Below are 15,375 nucleotides of genomic sequence, written 5' to 3'. Positions count from 1 at the left end.
CGCTGGGTCTGGCAGGGTTGACGATTGCGGCCGCCATCGCCGGGTGGGACGGGTTGCCGGTGATCATTCCTGCGTCCATCGCCCTAGTTGCGCTGTTGAGCGCGGGAGCGGTGTTGTTCATCAGCATCGTGCGGGGGGGTGTAGGGGGTAGGGGCTAAGGATTAGCCTTCCTGACCTTCAGCCTCTAACCTTCGCACCTGCCACCTGCAACCCTCCCACATGCAACAGTCAACGTGCAACGTCCAATTGCAGACGTTGCAGCGCAACGTCTCTACCCTTAACCGCCGCCCTTTCACGCCTCCCGCCTCTCGCCTCTCCCCTCTCCCCTCTCGCCTCCCGCCTCTCGCCTCTCCCCTCTCCCCTCTCCCCTCTCGCCTCTCCCCTCCCGCCTCCCGCCTCTCCCCTCTCCCCTCTCGCCTCCCGCCTCTCCCCTCTCGCCTCTCCCCTCTCCCCTCTCCCCTCTCGCCTCCCGCCTCTCGCCTCACTCACACCCCCCGCGGCTGCGTAGTGTGGCGGGCGACATAGCAATGGTTGATCAGCAAACCAATGATTCCTCCAGCAACCAGCAGCAGGCTGACGACCTGCGCGACCCGCAGCGATCCTTCGCACGCGCCGCCGATCCCGCTCAGGCACAGGCTGTCGGTGCGGAACCCCTCGATCCAGAACCGCCCTAATCCGTACCAGATAGCATAGAATAACGCCATGTCGAGTGGACGCCACCAATCGCACAGTCGGCGCTCCAGCCAGATCAGGATGCCAAAGCCAAAGAGGTTCCATACCGATTCGTACAGGAACGTGGCATGGAACAACGTGTCGGGCGGGAACCGCTGCGTATCGCGGTACAGACCGATGCGATGCTCTTCATCGATCAGCACCCCGAACCCCAGGCTGGTCGGGCTGCCATACGCCTCCTGGTTCATAAAATTGCCCCAGCGCCCAATCGCTTGCGCCAGCAGGAACGGTGGCATAGCGATGTCAAGAAAGATCCGCAGTGGCAGGTGATGCCAGCGCGTGTAGAGCGCAGCCGCAATGACTGCCCCGATCAGCGCTCCGTGGATGGCCAGCCCGCCGGTCGCCGGGTTGATGATCTCCAACCACGAGGCGCCTGCGAAACGGGGCCATTCGAACAGCACATAATACGCGCGCGCGCCGATAATGCCGAAGACCATGCCAACCAGCAGCAGGTTCCAGATATGTTCCGGATCATACCCGCGCCGCTGTGCGCGCCGCGCTGCAATCCATCCCGCCAGCATCGCCCCGCTTACGATAATGACGCCATACCAGCGCACAACGATAGGGATGCCGAAAAGAGATGTGTTGATGAGAAATGGATCATCAGGCGGATAGAGTCCCATAGACGTGCTCCTCAGTAGAATAGCGGATATTGTAGCCCGCAGCGGCATGGGTGTCAACAGGTGGAGCCGTTGCAGGCGCCGGCGGGACGTGACCGGAACGCCGGGGCGCTGCGGGCTGATGAACATTAAGAATAGAGCCTGCGAAGGCAGTCTGCGCAACCGTAGCCCGCAGCTTACAGGAAGATCGATCTAAACCCGGGCAAACACGCTTGCACCTGTGAAGCGGTTGGCGTTGGCTTCGACAGGCTCAGCCAACGCCGATCACGAGATTGTCTCATATCCGGTTGATCTTCCTATTCGAGAGTTTGAGAACATTATCCGGTCTCGCCCAGTTAAGCCCGCCGGAGCAGGGCAGGTTCGCGTCGGGCGGGCTTCCGCCCGCTCCAGAGCGCAGGCACGAGGGATGAGAAACGCTGCCGGGAAGGAGATGATCGTCATGTGACGAAGCGCTGCCATCGCCCTGTGAACAGGCGCAACACCGTCATGCCTGTCTGTGAACCGTGATACCATAGAAACGGCATATGCGTCATTCGCTATGCGCTCATCCCTGATGATGTCGGGTAGGTGCGACGACCCCGGAACGGCGCCGTTGCACGCTCCGTGCAAGACATCTGACCAGAACAAGAGAGGTGCACTATGTCGATGACCCGACGTGAACGGCTCGCTGCGGCAATCCGTGGCGAACCGGTTGATCGCCCGCCTGTTGCGTTATGGCGCCATTTCCCGGTTGACGATCAGGACCCCGAACATCTGGCGTTGTCTGTCGCTGCATTCCAGAAGCAGCACGACTGGGATTTCGTCAAGTTGACGCCATCGAGCAGTTTTTGCGTCGAAGATTGGGGATGCCGCGTTGTGTATCGCGGGCATTCCGAAGGGACCAGCGACTATGTTGCGCGTCCGGTCAGTGTCCCTGCCGATTGGCGGCGCATTGAGCCGCTCGACCCGCGCGCGGGTTCACTTGGCGCCCATCTGCTCGCCGTCCGCCGCACACGCGAACTGATCGATCCCGACGTTCCGCTCCTGGCGACCGTCTTCAGTCCGATCAGTCAAGCGAAAAACCTGATCGGCGGCGGGATGGACATTGTGCATCTTCGACGCCACCGCTCCGATCTGCTCTACGCACTCGAAGCGATCACCGAAACAACCGTCCGTTTTGTCGAAGCCGTGCTGGATGCCGGCGCCGATGGCATCTTCTACGCGATGCAACGTTGCACGGCAGACATCATCAGTGAGACCGAGTACCGCGAGGTCTGCCGCCCGCTCGATCTGCGCATTCTCGAAGCGACGCACACAGCCAGCACTGCCCGGGGAAAACCAACGTTCATTCTGCTTCACCTGCATGGCCTCTTTTCGTACTTCGACATCGCCGCCGAATATCCGGCGCAGGCGCTCAACTGGCACGACCGCGACACCGGACCTGACCTCGCCGAAGGTGCGCGCCGTTTTCCGGGGATAGTCGTCGGTGGGTTGAGCCAGCGCGATATTGTCGAAGGTTCGCCGGTCGCCGTGCAGTCGCTGGCGCGCCAGGCAATTGAGGCGCTGAACGGACGGCGCGTGTGTTTGTCCACCGGTTGTGTGATGCCGACGACCGCGCCATGGGGGAACATTCGCGCACTTCGGGCTGTCGTGGGTCCATGATCCGGCGCGAATTCAGCATTGCGGAGGGAACATTGCTGTTCATCTCCGCATATGTCCTGTCAGCCGGACTGGGGATCGTCCGCCAGGCATTATTCAATGCTGAGTTTGGCGCCGGAATGGAAGCGAGCGCCTACTACGCCGCTTTTCGCCTGCCCGACACCATCGCCAGCCTGATCGGCGGCGGCGCACTGTCGAATGCGATGATACCGGCGCTGCTCGGCGCGCGCTACGAGTCGAGCGACATCGGTGAGCAGCGGTTGGTGAACCTGGCGGCAACCACGCTGAGCGTCGCAGTCTCGCTCGTTGTACTTGTCTGCATGATCTTCGCCCCCTTCTTCGTGCGCTTTGTTCTTGCCCCTGGTTTCGATGCCGAATCTGCGGCGCTGACAGTGGCGCTGACCCGGATCATGCTGGCGCAACTGGCGCTGGTTGTGCTGGCGAGTGTGGCGATTGCCGCGCTCAATGCGCGCAACCAGTTTTTATTGACAGCAATCTCAATAGTGACACACAACGTGACGATGATTGGCGGCATCCTGGCGGCGCGTTTCTTTCCCGGCGTCGGCATTTACGGTCCAACGTTCGGCGTCGTCGGCGATGCAATCCTGCAACTGATCATTCTATGGCCCGGACTGCGCGCCAACCGTTTTCGCGTGCGCCCGGCATGGGATCTGCGCGATGCGCGATTGCGCCGGATGTTGCGTCTGCTGGCGCCAAACGGGTTGTCGTCCGGGGTGAACTATGCCGGCGGCATCGTCGATACGGCATTTGCGTCGCTGGCGCGGGAGGCAGGGGCGCTGCCGGCGCTCTTCAACGCCAGTCTGTTGATGGGTGTGCCGCTCCGGTTGATCGGCGTCGCACTGGCGCAGGCGGCATTCCCGCGCATCGCCGTTTATGCAGCGCGCAGCGATTGGGCGCGTATGCGAAGCACGTTCGCGGCAACGCTGGCGATCGGCGTGATCCTGGCGATAGCGGCTGCACTCACGCTGGCAGTCGCCGGTCGCACGCTCGTTCGCCTGCTATTTGAACACGGGCGCTTTGATGCTGTCGCGGGCGATCTGACGACGCTGCTGTTCGTGGTGTATGTCGTAGGTCTGCCGGTGTACGTGGCCACCGAGGTGTTGACGCGCGGACTGATTGCGCTGCACGACACACAGACGCCGCTGGTGACGAACTGTGCGCAGCTTGCGGGGCGGGGCGTATTGATCTGGTGGTGGATCGAACCGTGGGGTGTGGCGGCGATTCCGGCTGCATTTGCGATCACCTCGGCGCTGGAAACGATGGCGCTGGGAATGGTGCTGGCGTGGCGGATGCATCAGCAGCCAGCCGCTCGTCCGCCCGGTGGCGGAAGCTGCGCGCCCCGGCAATCATGACGTCACTACACCAAGCAACCACGAAGGTCACCAAGGGACACGAAGGAACTGCGCTTCATTATCTATCGGCAGACGGGCGGAATAACTTCCGCGTTACGCGGTCACCAAGGGACACAAAGGACATGCGCTTCATTATCTATCGGCGGACGGGCGGAATAACTTCCGCGTTACGCGGTCACCAAGGGACACGAAGGACATGCGCTTCATGGTTCTGCCCCTTCGTGCGCTTCGGGTCCTTGGCGGTTCAGCCGGTGTGCCGTGGACTCAATTATGGTTGTTGCATCCGTATTCCGCCAGCCGCTCGTCGGCCCGCCGGCGCGGGCTGCACCGGGCGATGCCGGATTCTGTGCTCAAAAACCATGATTGTCCGCATGACCGCGCATTCATATTACCAGGAGAGAAAATGTGACGACAGATGTCAAACTTGCTATCGATTCAGAGCGGTTGCAACGCGCATTTGGCATCCTGCAACACTGGCTCGACGAAGGAATTGTGACGGCCGTTGCGTCGGTGGTTGTTCATCGCGGGCAATGTGTCGGCGAATTCTATGGCGGCAGCATTGCGCCGGCGCCTGGCGCTCCTCCGGTCAATGGCAGCAGCCTGTTCCATATCGCCTCGATAGGCAAACCAATGACGGCGTTTGCTGTCATGCTCCTTGTGGAAGCCGGACGCATCGCTCTCGACGATCCGGTTGCCGCCATACTTCCTGGCTTCAGCGGCGCAACACGCGAGTCAATCACTGTGCGCCAGTTGCTGACTCACACCTCTGGTCTTCCACAGGACCCCGATCGCAGCCGGTTGCCGCCAGACGCCAGCACATCCGATGAACTGCGCACATATATTCATGCCAGCCCCATTGCGTCTCCCGGCAGCAAAGTCGAATACAGCAACGTCGGGTATGGAGTGCTGGGGCTGATCATCGAGGAAGTCAGCCAGAAACCATTTGCGACGTTCATGCACGAGCACGTCTTTGCACCCGCCGGTCTGCACGACACCTGGCTGGCGCCGCCGGACGATCTCTTCCCGCAGATCGTCCACGTTGGCGGGACGCTCGACCCCGGCAGCCCAACTGAGCGGTTCAATTCCACGTATGCGCGACGACAGACACATCCGGCTGGCAGCGTTCTTGCCACAGCACAGGATGTTGCGCGCTTCTTTCAGATGATGCTCAACCATGGGGTCAGGAACGGGCGGCAGGTGATCTCGCCGGCTGCGGTGCGCCTGATGATCACCAATCAGACCGCAGGACTGCACGGCGGCATTGAGGGGTTTATGACATGGGACGACTGCGCCTGGGGGATGGGATTCGATCTGCGCGGCACGAAACATCCGCATTTCTCTGGTGAGTTTACTTCGTCAGACACCTTTGGGCATACCGGTGTCTCCGGCGTTTTCGCTTGGGCAGACCCGGCGCTCGATCTGATATGCGTTATGCTGGCGAATCGCACCCTCTTCGATCTATGGAACGTCTCGCGCTGGTCACGCTTTTCAACTGCGGTCGTTGCCTCTTTGACAACGGCATAGTGAAGCACCTTCGACACTCCCACGCTGGAGATGGCGTCCTGACAGGCGCTACGCACCCAGGCATCACTCTTCATACGCGCGGTGTGGTCGCTCGATGCTTGCAATCTTAATACCGTTTTGACTATATCCCGTACCGTACATGGTCCGTAACTCCTGATACACTGACATCAATGGAGGCACATAATGACGGAGAGTGCGTTGGTTCATCCCACACCCGACGAAGTCGGCGCTTACTACGATCTGATGGGATCATTCTATGCCACCCTGTGGGGAGAAAACATTCACGTCGGCTACTGGACCGGTCCAGATGATACGAGTTCGAATATCGAAGCGCAGGATCGCCTGACCGATTTGCTGATCGAAAAAGTCGGCCTTACCACAGGTCAGACGCTCCTGGATGTCGGATGTGGCGTCGGTCGGCCGGCGATCCGTCTGTGTCAGCGCACCGGCGCATCGGTCACAGGGATCACGGTGAGCGCCGATCAGGTGGCGCGTGCAACCAGGCTTGCCGATCAGAACGGTGTGGCGGAACGGGTCCACTTCCGGCGTGCAGATGCGATGGCAATTCCCTTCGAGGATGAATCGTTCGATGCCGCATGGGCATTCGAGTCGTTGCTGCACATGCCGGATCGTCAACAAGTGCTGCGAGAGATATGGCGGGTTCTACGTCCAGGCGGAACATTCGCACTGACCGATGTTACCGAGGAGCAACCGCTTTCTGACGAGCAGCGCGCACTGCTCTACGGAAGTTTTATGCTTCGCTCGCTGGAAACGATTGACCGCTATCCGGCGCTGGTGTCAGCAGCGGGATTCGTCGTCGATGAAGTGATCGATATCAGTGCGCACACCAAACGAACGCTTCAGTTCGTCAGCGATGCGCTGACTCAGAAACGTGACGAGATTCGAGCGCTGTACGGAGACGATCTTCTGGCGACGCTCGAACGGGCATGGCCGCAACTTGCCGTCATTCAGCGCGATTATCTGGGATATGTTGTGCTGGTTGCACGGAAACCCTGACAGAGTCGCCTTCGACAATGGAGCATGCCGGTGGATCATGATTACAGCGCACAACTTGTCTACCCATTTTTCGGGTCGATAAGCCCGTATGCCGATGCGGTCGATCAGGCGACGCTTGCCTGGGTGGAGACCTTTGGCTTACTGAAAGATGAAACGCGAAGAAAGAGCCGTTGCCTGCAGTACGGTTTGCTGGCTGCACGCGCCTATCCACGGGCAGATCGTGAGATGGTGCAGATCGCTGCGGATTGGATTGCGTGGTTGTTTTTTATGGACGACCAGTGTGATGAGGCTGGCATTGGACGAGATCTCCAGCAAATGACAGCGCTCCATGAGCGCTTTCTTGCAGTGCTCGAAGGCGCCTCGCCGTCGGCGCAGGATTGGGCGCTCACCCATGCGCTCGCCGATATTCGCCGTCGTCTGGCGGTGCGCGCTCCTGATGGCTGGCTGCGCCGGTTCAGCGAGCATGCACGCCTGTACTTTACTGCCAATCGCTGGGAAACGGTTAACCGGCAGCATGGTACGACGCCAAATGTGGCGACCTACTGCGCTGCGCGCTTGTTTTCCGGCGCCGTCTATGCCTGCTTCGATTTGATAGAACTGGCGGAGCGAATCGAACTTCCGTTCTATGCCCGTCATCACTCTACTGTGCAACAACTGGAGCAGGCTGCAAACAATATCATTTGCTGGTGCAATGATGTGCTGTCGTATCCCAAAGAAATGCAGCACGGCGATCACCACAATCTGGTGCTGGTCATTCAGCGCGAGTATCGGTGCTCATTGCCTGAGGCAGTCGAGCGTGCGCTCGCTCTGCATGCGCTGGAAACCTCCACGTTTGTGCAGAAACGGGCGCAGATCCCGCATTTCAATCCGGCAGTCAATACTGCGCTCGAAACGTATGTTGATGGATTGCAGTTCTGGATCTGCGCCAATCGCGACTGGTCGCTGACGGCAGTGCGTTACGCGCTTGCGCGCGAGATGCGAGAGACGCACACGGCTGTGACGAGTTTATTCCACGAAGGATTGCGCTCATGACCACCGATACCATGCCCGAATCGACGCTCCAGGCGCAGATGACCCGACTGCGCCAGTTTCTTTCCGCCTATATGCCGGTTGCTTTCCTGTTCGGCGTTGTGTTTGTAATCCTGGGGTTGATCTTTCGCGACATCGCAACCGGCATCAGCGGCGTTGCGATTGTAGCGAACGGCGGCATTCTGTTCTATGCGCTGCGCAGCATTCGCCAGGGGAACGTCCAGACCGCTATTGTGACGACGAGCGTCGGTCTGCTGGCTGGCGGGTTGATCATTCTGCTGATGCAACCGTTTCTCTTTGCAACATTGATGCTCGCGCCATTGCTGGTAGTGGTTCTGGGATTGCAATATTTGACGATCCAGCCGCTCAAACGCCTGATCGCGGTGAGCGGGGTGTGCAGCCTGATCGCTATTATTGTCGGACACGTGCTGCCACAGGGCATGATTGCGTCCAGCCTTCCTGAGTGGTTCAAAGGGTTGCTGGAAATTGGCGGAGCGAGCGCAGCAATCGTGTTTGTCATGATGCTGCTCTGGCACTTTAGCGTCCTTTTGAATGAGATGCTCTCCTCGCTGCGCATTACCAACCGCGAACTCGAAACGCAGCAGACGAAACTGATCCGCACGAATGAGCAGTTGCAACAACAACTTGCCTCGGAGCGCGAACTATTGAACCTGGTGAGTGCACTGGAGACACCGGTCGTCTCACTGGCGGATGGCATCATGCTTGCACCGATCGTCGGGCATATCGACTCGCGTCGCGCCGACACGTTACGGGCGCATTTGTTGGAGACAGTCCACGCCAATCGCACGAAACTGATGATCCTGGATATTACCGGTGTCACGACGATCGACACATCGGTGGCACAGGCATTGATGCTGACGATTCAGTCGTTGCGCCTGCTCGGTTGCCGCGTCGTCGTCAGCGGCATTTCCGCCACGGTCGCCATGACCCTGACCCACCTGGGCATTGATATGCGCGCTGTCGAGACGGTGCGTAGTCCGGAAGAAGCGTTGGAGCGTCTGAGGCACAGCGACCTGCCCGCCCATCTGCCGGTGCTGACAAACGGTCATGGAACGTTGAACGCTGAACGTTGAACGGGGGAAAGTTAAAGGTAGGGACGCGTCGCTGGCGCGCCCAGGCGCACAGCTGTGCGCCTGTGGGATCATTGCAGGGCGTACATTTGCGGATGGAGCAGTAGGCGGGAATGCACGTCCACTAAATCTGAAGGCGCAAAGGCGCGGAGGTTGCAGGTGGGAAGGTGAAGCCAGGCGTGAGGTGAGAGGCGAGAGGCGAGAGGCAAGAGGTGAGAGGCGAGAGGCGAGAGGCAAGAGGCAAGAGGTGGGAAGTCTAACCCCTATCCCCTAACCCCTACCCTTCCCTGCCGCCACAGGTAGCCGGTGATCGTCGTCAGCACGATCACCGCTCCCAGCGCCTGCCACCACGAATCGAGGCGCTCGCCGAGAAGCAGCGCCGCTAACACCAGGGTAGCGATCAGGCGCCACGCTATGACGCTGCTGACCAGCGGCGCACCCAGCCGCCGCAACGAGACGATTTGCCCCAGGTTCGCTCCCAGCAGTACGCCGAACACAAAGGCTGCAAAAGCCATCCAATCCGCTAGCGTCAATGTGGCGAAGCGGGTCCACTCCTCACCGATCAGCAGGCTGACACCGGTGCTCGTGATGGTCAGCGTTACTAGTTGCATGAGCAGCACGGCTTCTCCCGGCACGGCGTGTTTGACCGTGCGCGGCACCAGGATCATGTAGATTGCCAGACACAATGCCGATGCCGTCGCCAACGCAATGCCGATCCAGTCAGACGGTGTGAGCGCGAAGGTCACGCCAGCGGCGCCGATGTCGCCGCTCATCATCAAGAGGGCGCCCGCCAGCGACAGGATGATCGCGCTCCATGTCAGCGGCGGCAGCGGCTCACGGAACAACCCGGCGCTCAAGAGCGCCACAAACAGCGGCGTCATCAGCGTAATCGGCTGAATATAGATCGCCAGCGTGAAGCGCGCCGCCAGCAGATTAGTGATTGCGCGCAGCACTACCACCAGCGCAAACCCCCAGATGAGCGGCGAACGCAAAATGCGCTTATCGACATGGCGCCAGACGAACGGGAGATAGAAGGCAAGCGCAATCAGATTGCCCAGACCGAGCAACGCCATCGACGGCAAATCGCTGACAGTCTGAAGATAACGCGCCAGCACCGGGTAGGCGCCCCAGCCGGTATGCGCCAGCAGCGCAATGCCCATGCCGCCCCACGAGAAGACAGCGCGCCGCGCCGGGACGGTCGAGGTGGATGAGGTCTGCATACACGCCCATTTGAAGAAACAAAACAGTGCAAATCATACCATCGGTCGGGTGCGACGTGCAACGCATGCACCCATATGCCCAACATCTCTGGTATACTGGGGTTATGACAACGACAACCACACGATCAGTCCCTGCCTCCGGTTCACCCGCAGAAGACCCGTTCCGTTATGGGTGGCGCCTCGTGCCGCGCCCGACCCCCGACAATCCCCATCATCTGGAACAGGTTCCGCTGACGCTGGAAGACGTGCTGCACCCCGAAGTGGGAGACTTCATCGTGCATAGCGACCGCCACGAAACCGACCGGATGTACCTGACCGCCGTCTTGCGCGCGCGCCTGGAGTCGTCCGGCATTGCCGTCGTGCTCAGCGATGTGCGCATTGCCTGGGATATTCCCGATCTACGGGCGCACGGTCCCGATGTGATGGTCATCCCCGGCATCCGTGAACGACAGAACTGGAGCACCTTCGAGGTTGCGGTTGAGCAGACGCGTCCGGCGCTGATTGTCGAAATCACCTCGCCGGAGACGCGCGAAAACGACCTGGAGCGCAAGGTGGAGCACTATGCCCGGGCAGGGGTGGCGCAGTATGTCATTGTGGACGATCTAAGCCGTGGCGGAGAGCGGCGGTTGCGTTTGCTCGATTATCGCCTGGCAGCGGGGCGCTACGTGGCGCATCCGCCAGATGCAGCGGGACGAGTGAACCTGGTCATTGCGAACCTGTGGCTGGGGATTGAGCGGGATCATGTGATCTGCTACGACGAGCATGGCGTAGCGTTCGGCGACTATACGACGGTCGTGCGGCGGGCGGCGGAAGCGGAGGAACAGGCGCGGCGCGAAGCCGCTGCGCGCGCCGCCGCCGAAGCGCGGTTGCGCGAACTCGAGGAGGAACTGCGTCGCTTGCGCGGCGCAGAATAATGTGCCAATCGTCTAACTGCCCGTGTGAAACTGCCACGTGAACGAGAACGGCTGCCCCTTATAACTGCCGGTGACCGTCACCTCAATGGTCGCATTCGGCGGAAACGCCTGATTTGGGGTGATGGCAATTCCCTTGTGATTGACCGGCAGATCGGTCGTTGCAGTGTGCACCAGAGCCGTTCCCGGCAGCGCGCGCAGGCTCGTGCCGGTCACAATCGGCTTCTGATCAAAGTAGGGCCAGTGTAGCGTGACAGGATAGCGTGTCGCCGGAACATCCTGCTGGTCTGGCGCCGGGTAGCGCACGGGCCAGCCGGGGTATGCAGCATCATCGTCGAAGCGGGCGCGCGAAAGCACATCCAGACTGGCGGCGCTGCGCTGACTGTTGCTGTAGAATCCAAACCCGAAGGTCGGCGTCGTTGGGTAGAGGATCCAGAGGCGGTGCCCAACCGACCCCATCCACCCGTCGATCGCATCGCGTGGGCGCCAGTTGTGTCCCCATCCCATCCATGCATTCCCCTTCTGCGCGCAGATCTGCCCGGCAGGCGACGCATACGGCAACGACGGGTTCTGATTGTGGGTCAGGTCGTTATTCTCTGCCATGTAGCGCGTGTGCTGGAAACAATTGTCGTTCAGGATCGTATCGGCGATCACCGGCGGCACGCCGGCGCGTGCGCGGTACCCGTTGACCCGTCCCAGCCAGTCGTCGGGGAGCGGCGGAAGCGGACGCGCGATGAGCGGGAGAAACACCGTCACCGCTGCCTGCACGACGTCGGTCGGCGCGGCAGCCAGAACCGGCGCCGTCTCAGTGACGCCTTCGGACGGCAATTCGTCGGGTTGAGGCGGGTCGCCGAGAGCAGTTGTTTCCCGGTCAAAGTCGCGGCTTGTCTGAGCAAACACGGCGTGACCGGCAACCATCGGCAGCGGGACAAGAGCGCGCGATGAAGGCAGCGGAATAAACGCTGTAAGCAATGCAGCGAGCAGGACGATTGTGATGGCAAGCAGGCGTTTGGTCATAGCGTCTATCCAGCGCTCTCATTTCGTTGCGAATGTGCAGCAATGCTCTGCGCTACCTCTTTGTCACCGGTTGTGCCGCATGCGAACGGACGGAGAGATGCTGCAATCGCATAAGCCAGTAACATCAGTGCTGTCAGTACGATTCACACCTTACCCATTATACTATACGCTGTCGCAAAGGCTTGCAATGTCCGAGACCGATAATTAATGACAGGTCCGGCAGCAGAGAACGCCGCGCTCGCCGTCGCCTGATAGAGCGATCAACCAGATGGTGCACGATCATTGCCGGTGTTGACCGTCGTGCGGCTGACGTTGGCTGAGCCTGTCGAAGCCAGCGTCAGTCGCTCCGACAGACGTAGCGCGACCCAAGCGCCGCCGATTGTGTTGGCTGAGCCTGTCGAAGCCACCGTCCGCCGCTCCACGTCTACCAGTGTGCGGTCATTTGCGTAATACTTCCGGGGCGCGCAGCAGGATGCTGAGGCGCTGCGGGCTGAGAACGCGGTTCGACGGCGCTCACCGCAAGCGGTTCGACGGCGCTCACCGCAAGTGGAAGCCCTGCTGGGGCTGCTGATGCCACTGCGCAGCCGTGCGTCCACGATACGACTGCCGGTGCGCATTGATCGTTGCGCTTGGCACAACGAACACGCGAACATCATGTCTGACTGACCGCAATTTAGTATTAGTTGTTCGAGTGGCATACGGTATGCTCTGTGCTACAATGAATCCACTCGCTATCCGCATTCTCGCTCTGAACCGGGCAGGCGTCGTCGAGGAGGAACCCTGTGACCCAGACGGTGATCAACCAGCCGCATGCCGATGCGCCGGCGGACGACCCGTTCCGCTACGGGTGGCGCATTGTGCGTCGTGACCTTGGCGAGGGGTATTTCGAGGAGGAACTCGTGCCGTTGCGGCTCATCGACCTGCTGCATCCCGAGGAGGGCGACCAGGTGTTGTGCAATTACGATCACCAGCGGCGCGTGCGCTACCTGGCGGATGTTTTTTTTGCGCGCACGGCGGACCGCGCCGACGCGGTGGTGCTGAGCGATGTGCGGATCGCCTGGGACGTGCCCGGGTTGCGGGCGCACGGACCGGACATTATGGTGATCTTCGGGGTGCAGACGATCCGCAACTGGCGCACCTTCGACGTGGCGCAGGAAGGGGTGCGCCCGGCGCTGATCGTGGAGGTGACGTCGCCGGAGACGCGGCGGTTTGACCTGTACGAGAAGGTGGAGCAGTACGACCTGGGGGGGGGCGCCGCTGTACGTGATCGTGGACGCGGTCGAGCGTCGCGGGCAGGCGATGGTGCGGGTGATCGGGTATGAGCGCGCGGGAGCGTCGTACCGTCCGATGGTTCCGAACGAGCAGGGATGGCTCTGGCTGGCGCCGGTGCGGGTCTGGATTGGGGTGGAGGAGAACGAGGTGTACTGCTTCGACGAACAGGGACAGCGGATTGGCGACTATGCGGCGTTGACGAGCCTGGTGATCGAGTCGGAAGAGCGGATCGCCAAGGCGCTGGCCGAAGCCAAAGCGCAGGCGCGGGCGCGGATGGAAGCCGAGGAGCGGGCGCGCCAGGAAGCCGAAGCGCGCGCCGCCGCCGAGGAACAGGCGCGCCGCGAAGCCGAAGCGCGCGCTGCCGCTGAAGCGCGGTTGCACGAACTCGAGGAGGAACTGCGCCGCTTGCGCGGCGGCGAGTAGTGCCGACTGACAGAGTGCAATTGCAGCATCAAAGGATGAATGCCTATGACTCATAGCGACACGCCGGAGTATCGCTTCTACCTGGCGGGCGAATGGCGCACCGGCGCGCCCTCCGCCATCGCCTGCCCCTACGATGGCGCACCGGTTGCCGTCGTTCATCGCGCTGCGCCTGCGGACCTGGAGCAGGCGATTCAGGCAGCAGTTGGTGCATTCAAGACAACGCGCAGTACGCCGTTGCATCGCCGCGCTGCTGCGTTGCGCGCCATTGCCGCCGGCATCGAGGCGCGCGCCGAAGAACTGGCGCGCACCATCGCGCTGGAAGCGGGAAAGCCGATCAAACAGGCGCGGATCGAAGTTGCGCGGAGTGTCGTCACCTTCTCGACCGCCGCCGATGAGGCGACGCGCTCGAATGACGAGGCGCTGCGACTCGACGCCGCTCCCGGTGGCGAAGGTCGCCAGGCGATTGTGCGACGCTTTCCTGTAGGACCGGTCGCCGCCATTACGCCGTTCAATTTCCCGCTCAACCTGGTGGCGCACAAAGTGGCGCCGGCCATCGCCGCCGGCTGTTCCGTCGTGCTCAAACCGGCTTCGCAGACGCCAGGCGCCGCGCTCAAACTGGCGGACATTATCGCGTCGTCCGGGTGGCCCCCGGAGGCATTGAGCGTGCTGCCGCTCGCCAGCCGCGACGCCGCACCGCTCGTTGAGGATGAACGCTTCGGACTGTTGACCTTCACCGGTTCACCGGCGGTCGGATGGGAGATGAAACGGCGCGCCGGGCGCAAACGGGTCACCCTGGAACTTGGCGGCAATGCTGGCGTGATCATCCACTCCGACGCCGATCTCGCATTCGCGGCGGAGCGGTGTGTTGTCGGCGGGTTTTCCTACGCCGGGCAGAGTTGCATTAGCGTCCAGCGCATCTTTGTCCACACGCCGGTGTACGCTGCGTTCCTGAACCTCTTTGCGCCGCAGGTGCGCGCTTTGAAGGTCGGGCATCCGCTCGATGAGACGAGCGATCTGAGTTCGCTGATCAACCCGGCGGAGGCGGAACGGGTCGCCGCCTGGCTCGACGAGGCGCGCAACGCAGGCGCGGAGTTCCTGACTGGCGGCATCGTGCAGGGCGGCGTTGTTGCGCCAACCATCGTTGCGCGCGCTGCGCCAAACCTGCGGGTGAACTGCCAGGAGATCTTTGCGCCGGTCGTGACGGTGCAACCCTACGATACGTTCGAGGAAGCGCTGGAAGCGGTTAACAACAGCGATTTCGGGTTGCAGGCAGGCGTGTTTACGCGCGATGTCGGGCGCATTTTCCAGGCATACGATGCACTGGAGGTCGGCGGTGTGATTGTCAACGACGTTCCAACCTGGCGCCTCGATCCCATGCCGTATGGCGGCGTCAAACAATCCGGCTTCGGGCGCGAAGGGCTGCGCTACGCGATTGAGGAAATGACTGAACGGAAGTTGCTCGTGATTAAGGGTTAGGGGTTAAGGGTTAAGATTAACCTCTAACCTCT

At 61.3% G+C, this 15,375-nt stretch carries 13 protein-coding genes and 1 pseudogene; 10 read left to right on the top strand and 4 right to left on the bottom strand.

Going from position 1 to position 15,375, the window contains the following annotated elements; translation table 11 throughout:
* Positions 1 to 485 precede the first annotated feature (485 nt).
* Positions 486 to 1,355, bottom strand: a complete 870-nt coding sequence (lgt, locus tag AC3EA7_RS02225; protein WP_488612393.1) for a prolipoprotein diacylglyceryl transferase — start codon at positions 1,353 to 1,355, stop codon at positions 486 to 488.
* 636 nt (positions 1,356 to 1,991) lie between these two features.
* On the opposite strand from lgt, the gene AC3EA7_RS02220 reads away from it, so the two are divergent.
* The 6 genes from AC3EA7_RS02220 (at position 1,992) to AC3EA7_RS02195 (ending at position 9,027) form a co-directional block, all read left to right on the top strand.
* The gene (locus AC3EA7_RS02220; protein ID WP_488612392.1) at positions 1,992 to 2,993 is read left to right on the top strand and encodes a uroporphyrinogen decarboxylase family protein; all 1,002 of its coding nucleotides are present in this window, start codon (positions 1,992 to 1,994) and stop codon (positions 2,991 to 2,993) included.
* On the top strand, positions 2,990 to 4,363 hold the full coding sequence (gene murJ / locus AC3EA7_RS02215) for a murein biosynthesis integral membrane protein MurJ (RefSeq protein WP_488612391.1): 1,374 nt from the start codon (positions 2,990 to 2,992) through the stop codon (positions 4,361 to 4,363). The genes AC3EA7_RS02220 and murJ overlap by 4 nt, the downstream gene beginning before the upstream one ends.
* 405 nt (positions 4,364 to 4,768) lie before the next feature.
* Positions 4,769 to 5,887: a serine hydrolase domain-containing protein gene (locus AC3EA7_RS02210; RefSeq protein WP_488612390.1), complete on the top strand. Its 1,119-nt coding sequence runs from the start codon at positions 4,769 to 4,771 to the stop codon at positions 5,885 to 5,887.
* A 183-nt stretch (positions 5,888 to 6,070) separates the two neighbouring features.
* Positions 6,071 to 6,904, top strand: a complete 834-nt coding sequence (locus AC3EA7_RS02205) for a class I SAM-dependent methyltransferase (protein WP_488612389.1) — start codon at positions 6,071 to 6,073, stop codon at positions 6,902 to 6,904.
* A 30-nt stretch (positions 6,905 to 6,934) separates the two neighbouring features.
* The gene (locus AC3EA7_RS02200) at positions 6,935 to 7,936 is read left to right on the top strand and encodes a terpene synthase family protein (RefSeq protein WP_488612388.1); all 1,002 of its coding nucleotides are present in this window, start codon (positions 6,935 to 6,937) and stop codon (positions 7,934 to 7,936) included.
* Positions 7,933 to 9,027 carry an STAS domain-containing protein gene (locus tag AC3EA7_RS02195; protein ID WP_488612387.1) on the top strand — a complete coding sequence of 365 codons (1,095 nt, stop codon included), beginning with the start codon at positions 7,933 to 7,935 and terminating at the stop codon, positions 9,025 to 9,027. Before AC3EA7_RS02200 ends, AC3EA7_RS02195 begins: the two co-directional genes overlap by 4 nt.
* Before the next feature lie 260 nt (positions 9,028 to 9,287).
* On the opposite strand, the gene AC3EA7_RS02190 is transcribed toward AC3EA7_RS02195, so the two are convergent.
* The gene (locus AC3EA7_RS02190; protein WP_488612386.1) at positions 9,288 to 10,244 is read right to left on the bottom strand and encodes a DMT family transporter; all 957 of its coding nucleotides are present in this window, start codon (positions 10,242 to 10,244) and stop codon (positions 9,288 to 9,290) included.
* Positions 10,245 to 10,348: 104 nt separating this feature from the next.
* On the opposite strand from AC3EA7_RS02190, the pseudogene AC3EA7_RS02185 reads away from it, so the two are divergent.
* Positions 10,349 to 11,140: pseudogene (locus AC3EA7_RS02185) on the top strand (Uma2 family endonuclease); the annotation flags it as partial.
* A 30-nt stretch (positions 11,141 to 11,170) separates the two neighbouring features.
* On the opposite strand, the gene AC3EA7_RS02180 reads toward AC3EA7_RS02185, so the two are convergent.
* Both AC3EA7_RS02180 and AC3EA7_RS02175 read right to left on the bottom strand, forming a co-directional pair.
* Positions 11,171 to 12,172 (bottom strand): CAP domain-containing protein, encoded by a 1,002-nt coding sequence (locus tag AC3EA7_RS02180; RefSeq protein WP_488612385.1) that lies wholly within the window; start codon positions 12,170 to 12,172, stop codon positions 11,171 to 11,173.
* 260 nt (positions 12,173 to 12,432) lie between these two features.
* A complete protein-coding gene (locus AC3EA7_RS02175) occupies positions 12,433 to 12,579 on the bottom strand; it encodes a hypothetical protein (protein WP_488612384.1) in 147 nt (48 codons plus the stop codon).
* Between the two features lie 375 nt (positions 12,580 to 12,954).
* Between AC3EA7_RS02175 and AC3EA7_RS02170 the strand changes: the two genes are divergently transcribed.
* The 3 genes from AC3EA7_RS02170 to AC3EA7_RS02160 are packed head-to-tail and all read left to right on the top strand — an operon-like array spanning position 12,955 to position 15,343.
* Positions 12,955 to 13,494, top strand: a complete 540-nt coding sequence (locus tag AC3EA7_RS02170) for a Uma2 family endonuclease (RefSeq protein ID WP_488612383.1) — start codon at positions 12,955 to 12,957, stop codon at positions 13,492 to 13,494.
* Positions 13,436 to 13,867 carry a hypothetical protein gene (locus tag AC3EA7_RS02165; protein ID WP_488612382.1) on the top strand — a complete coding sequence of 144 codons (432 nt, stop codon included), beginning with the start codon at positions 13,436 to 13,438 and terminating at the stop codon, positions 13,865 to 13,867. Before AC3EA7_RS02170 ends, AC3EA7_RS02165 begins: the two co-directional genes overlap by 59 nt.
* A 45-nt stretch (positions 13,868 to 13,912) precedes the next feature.
* Positions 13,913 to 15,343, top strand: a complete 1,431-nt coding sequence (locus AC3EA7_RS02160; protein ID WP_488612381.1) for an aldehyde dehydrogenase family protein — start codon at positions 13,913 to 13,915, stop codon at positions 15,341 to 15,343.
* Positions 15,344 to 15,375 lie beyond the last annotated feature (32 nt).

The sequence above is a fragment of the Roseiflexus sp. genome (genome assembly GCF_057785375.1).
This window is presented reverse-complemented; position numbering and strand designations above follow the sequence as displayed.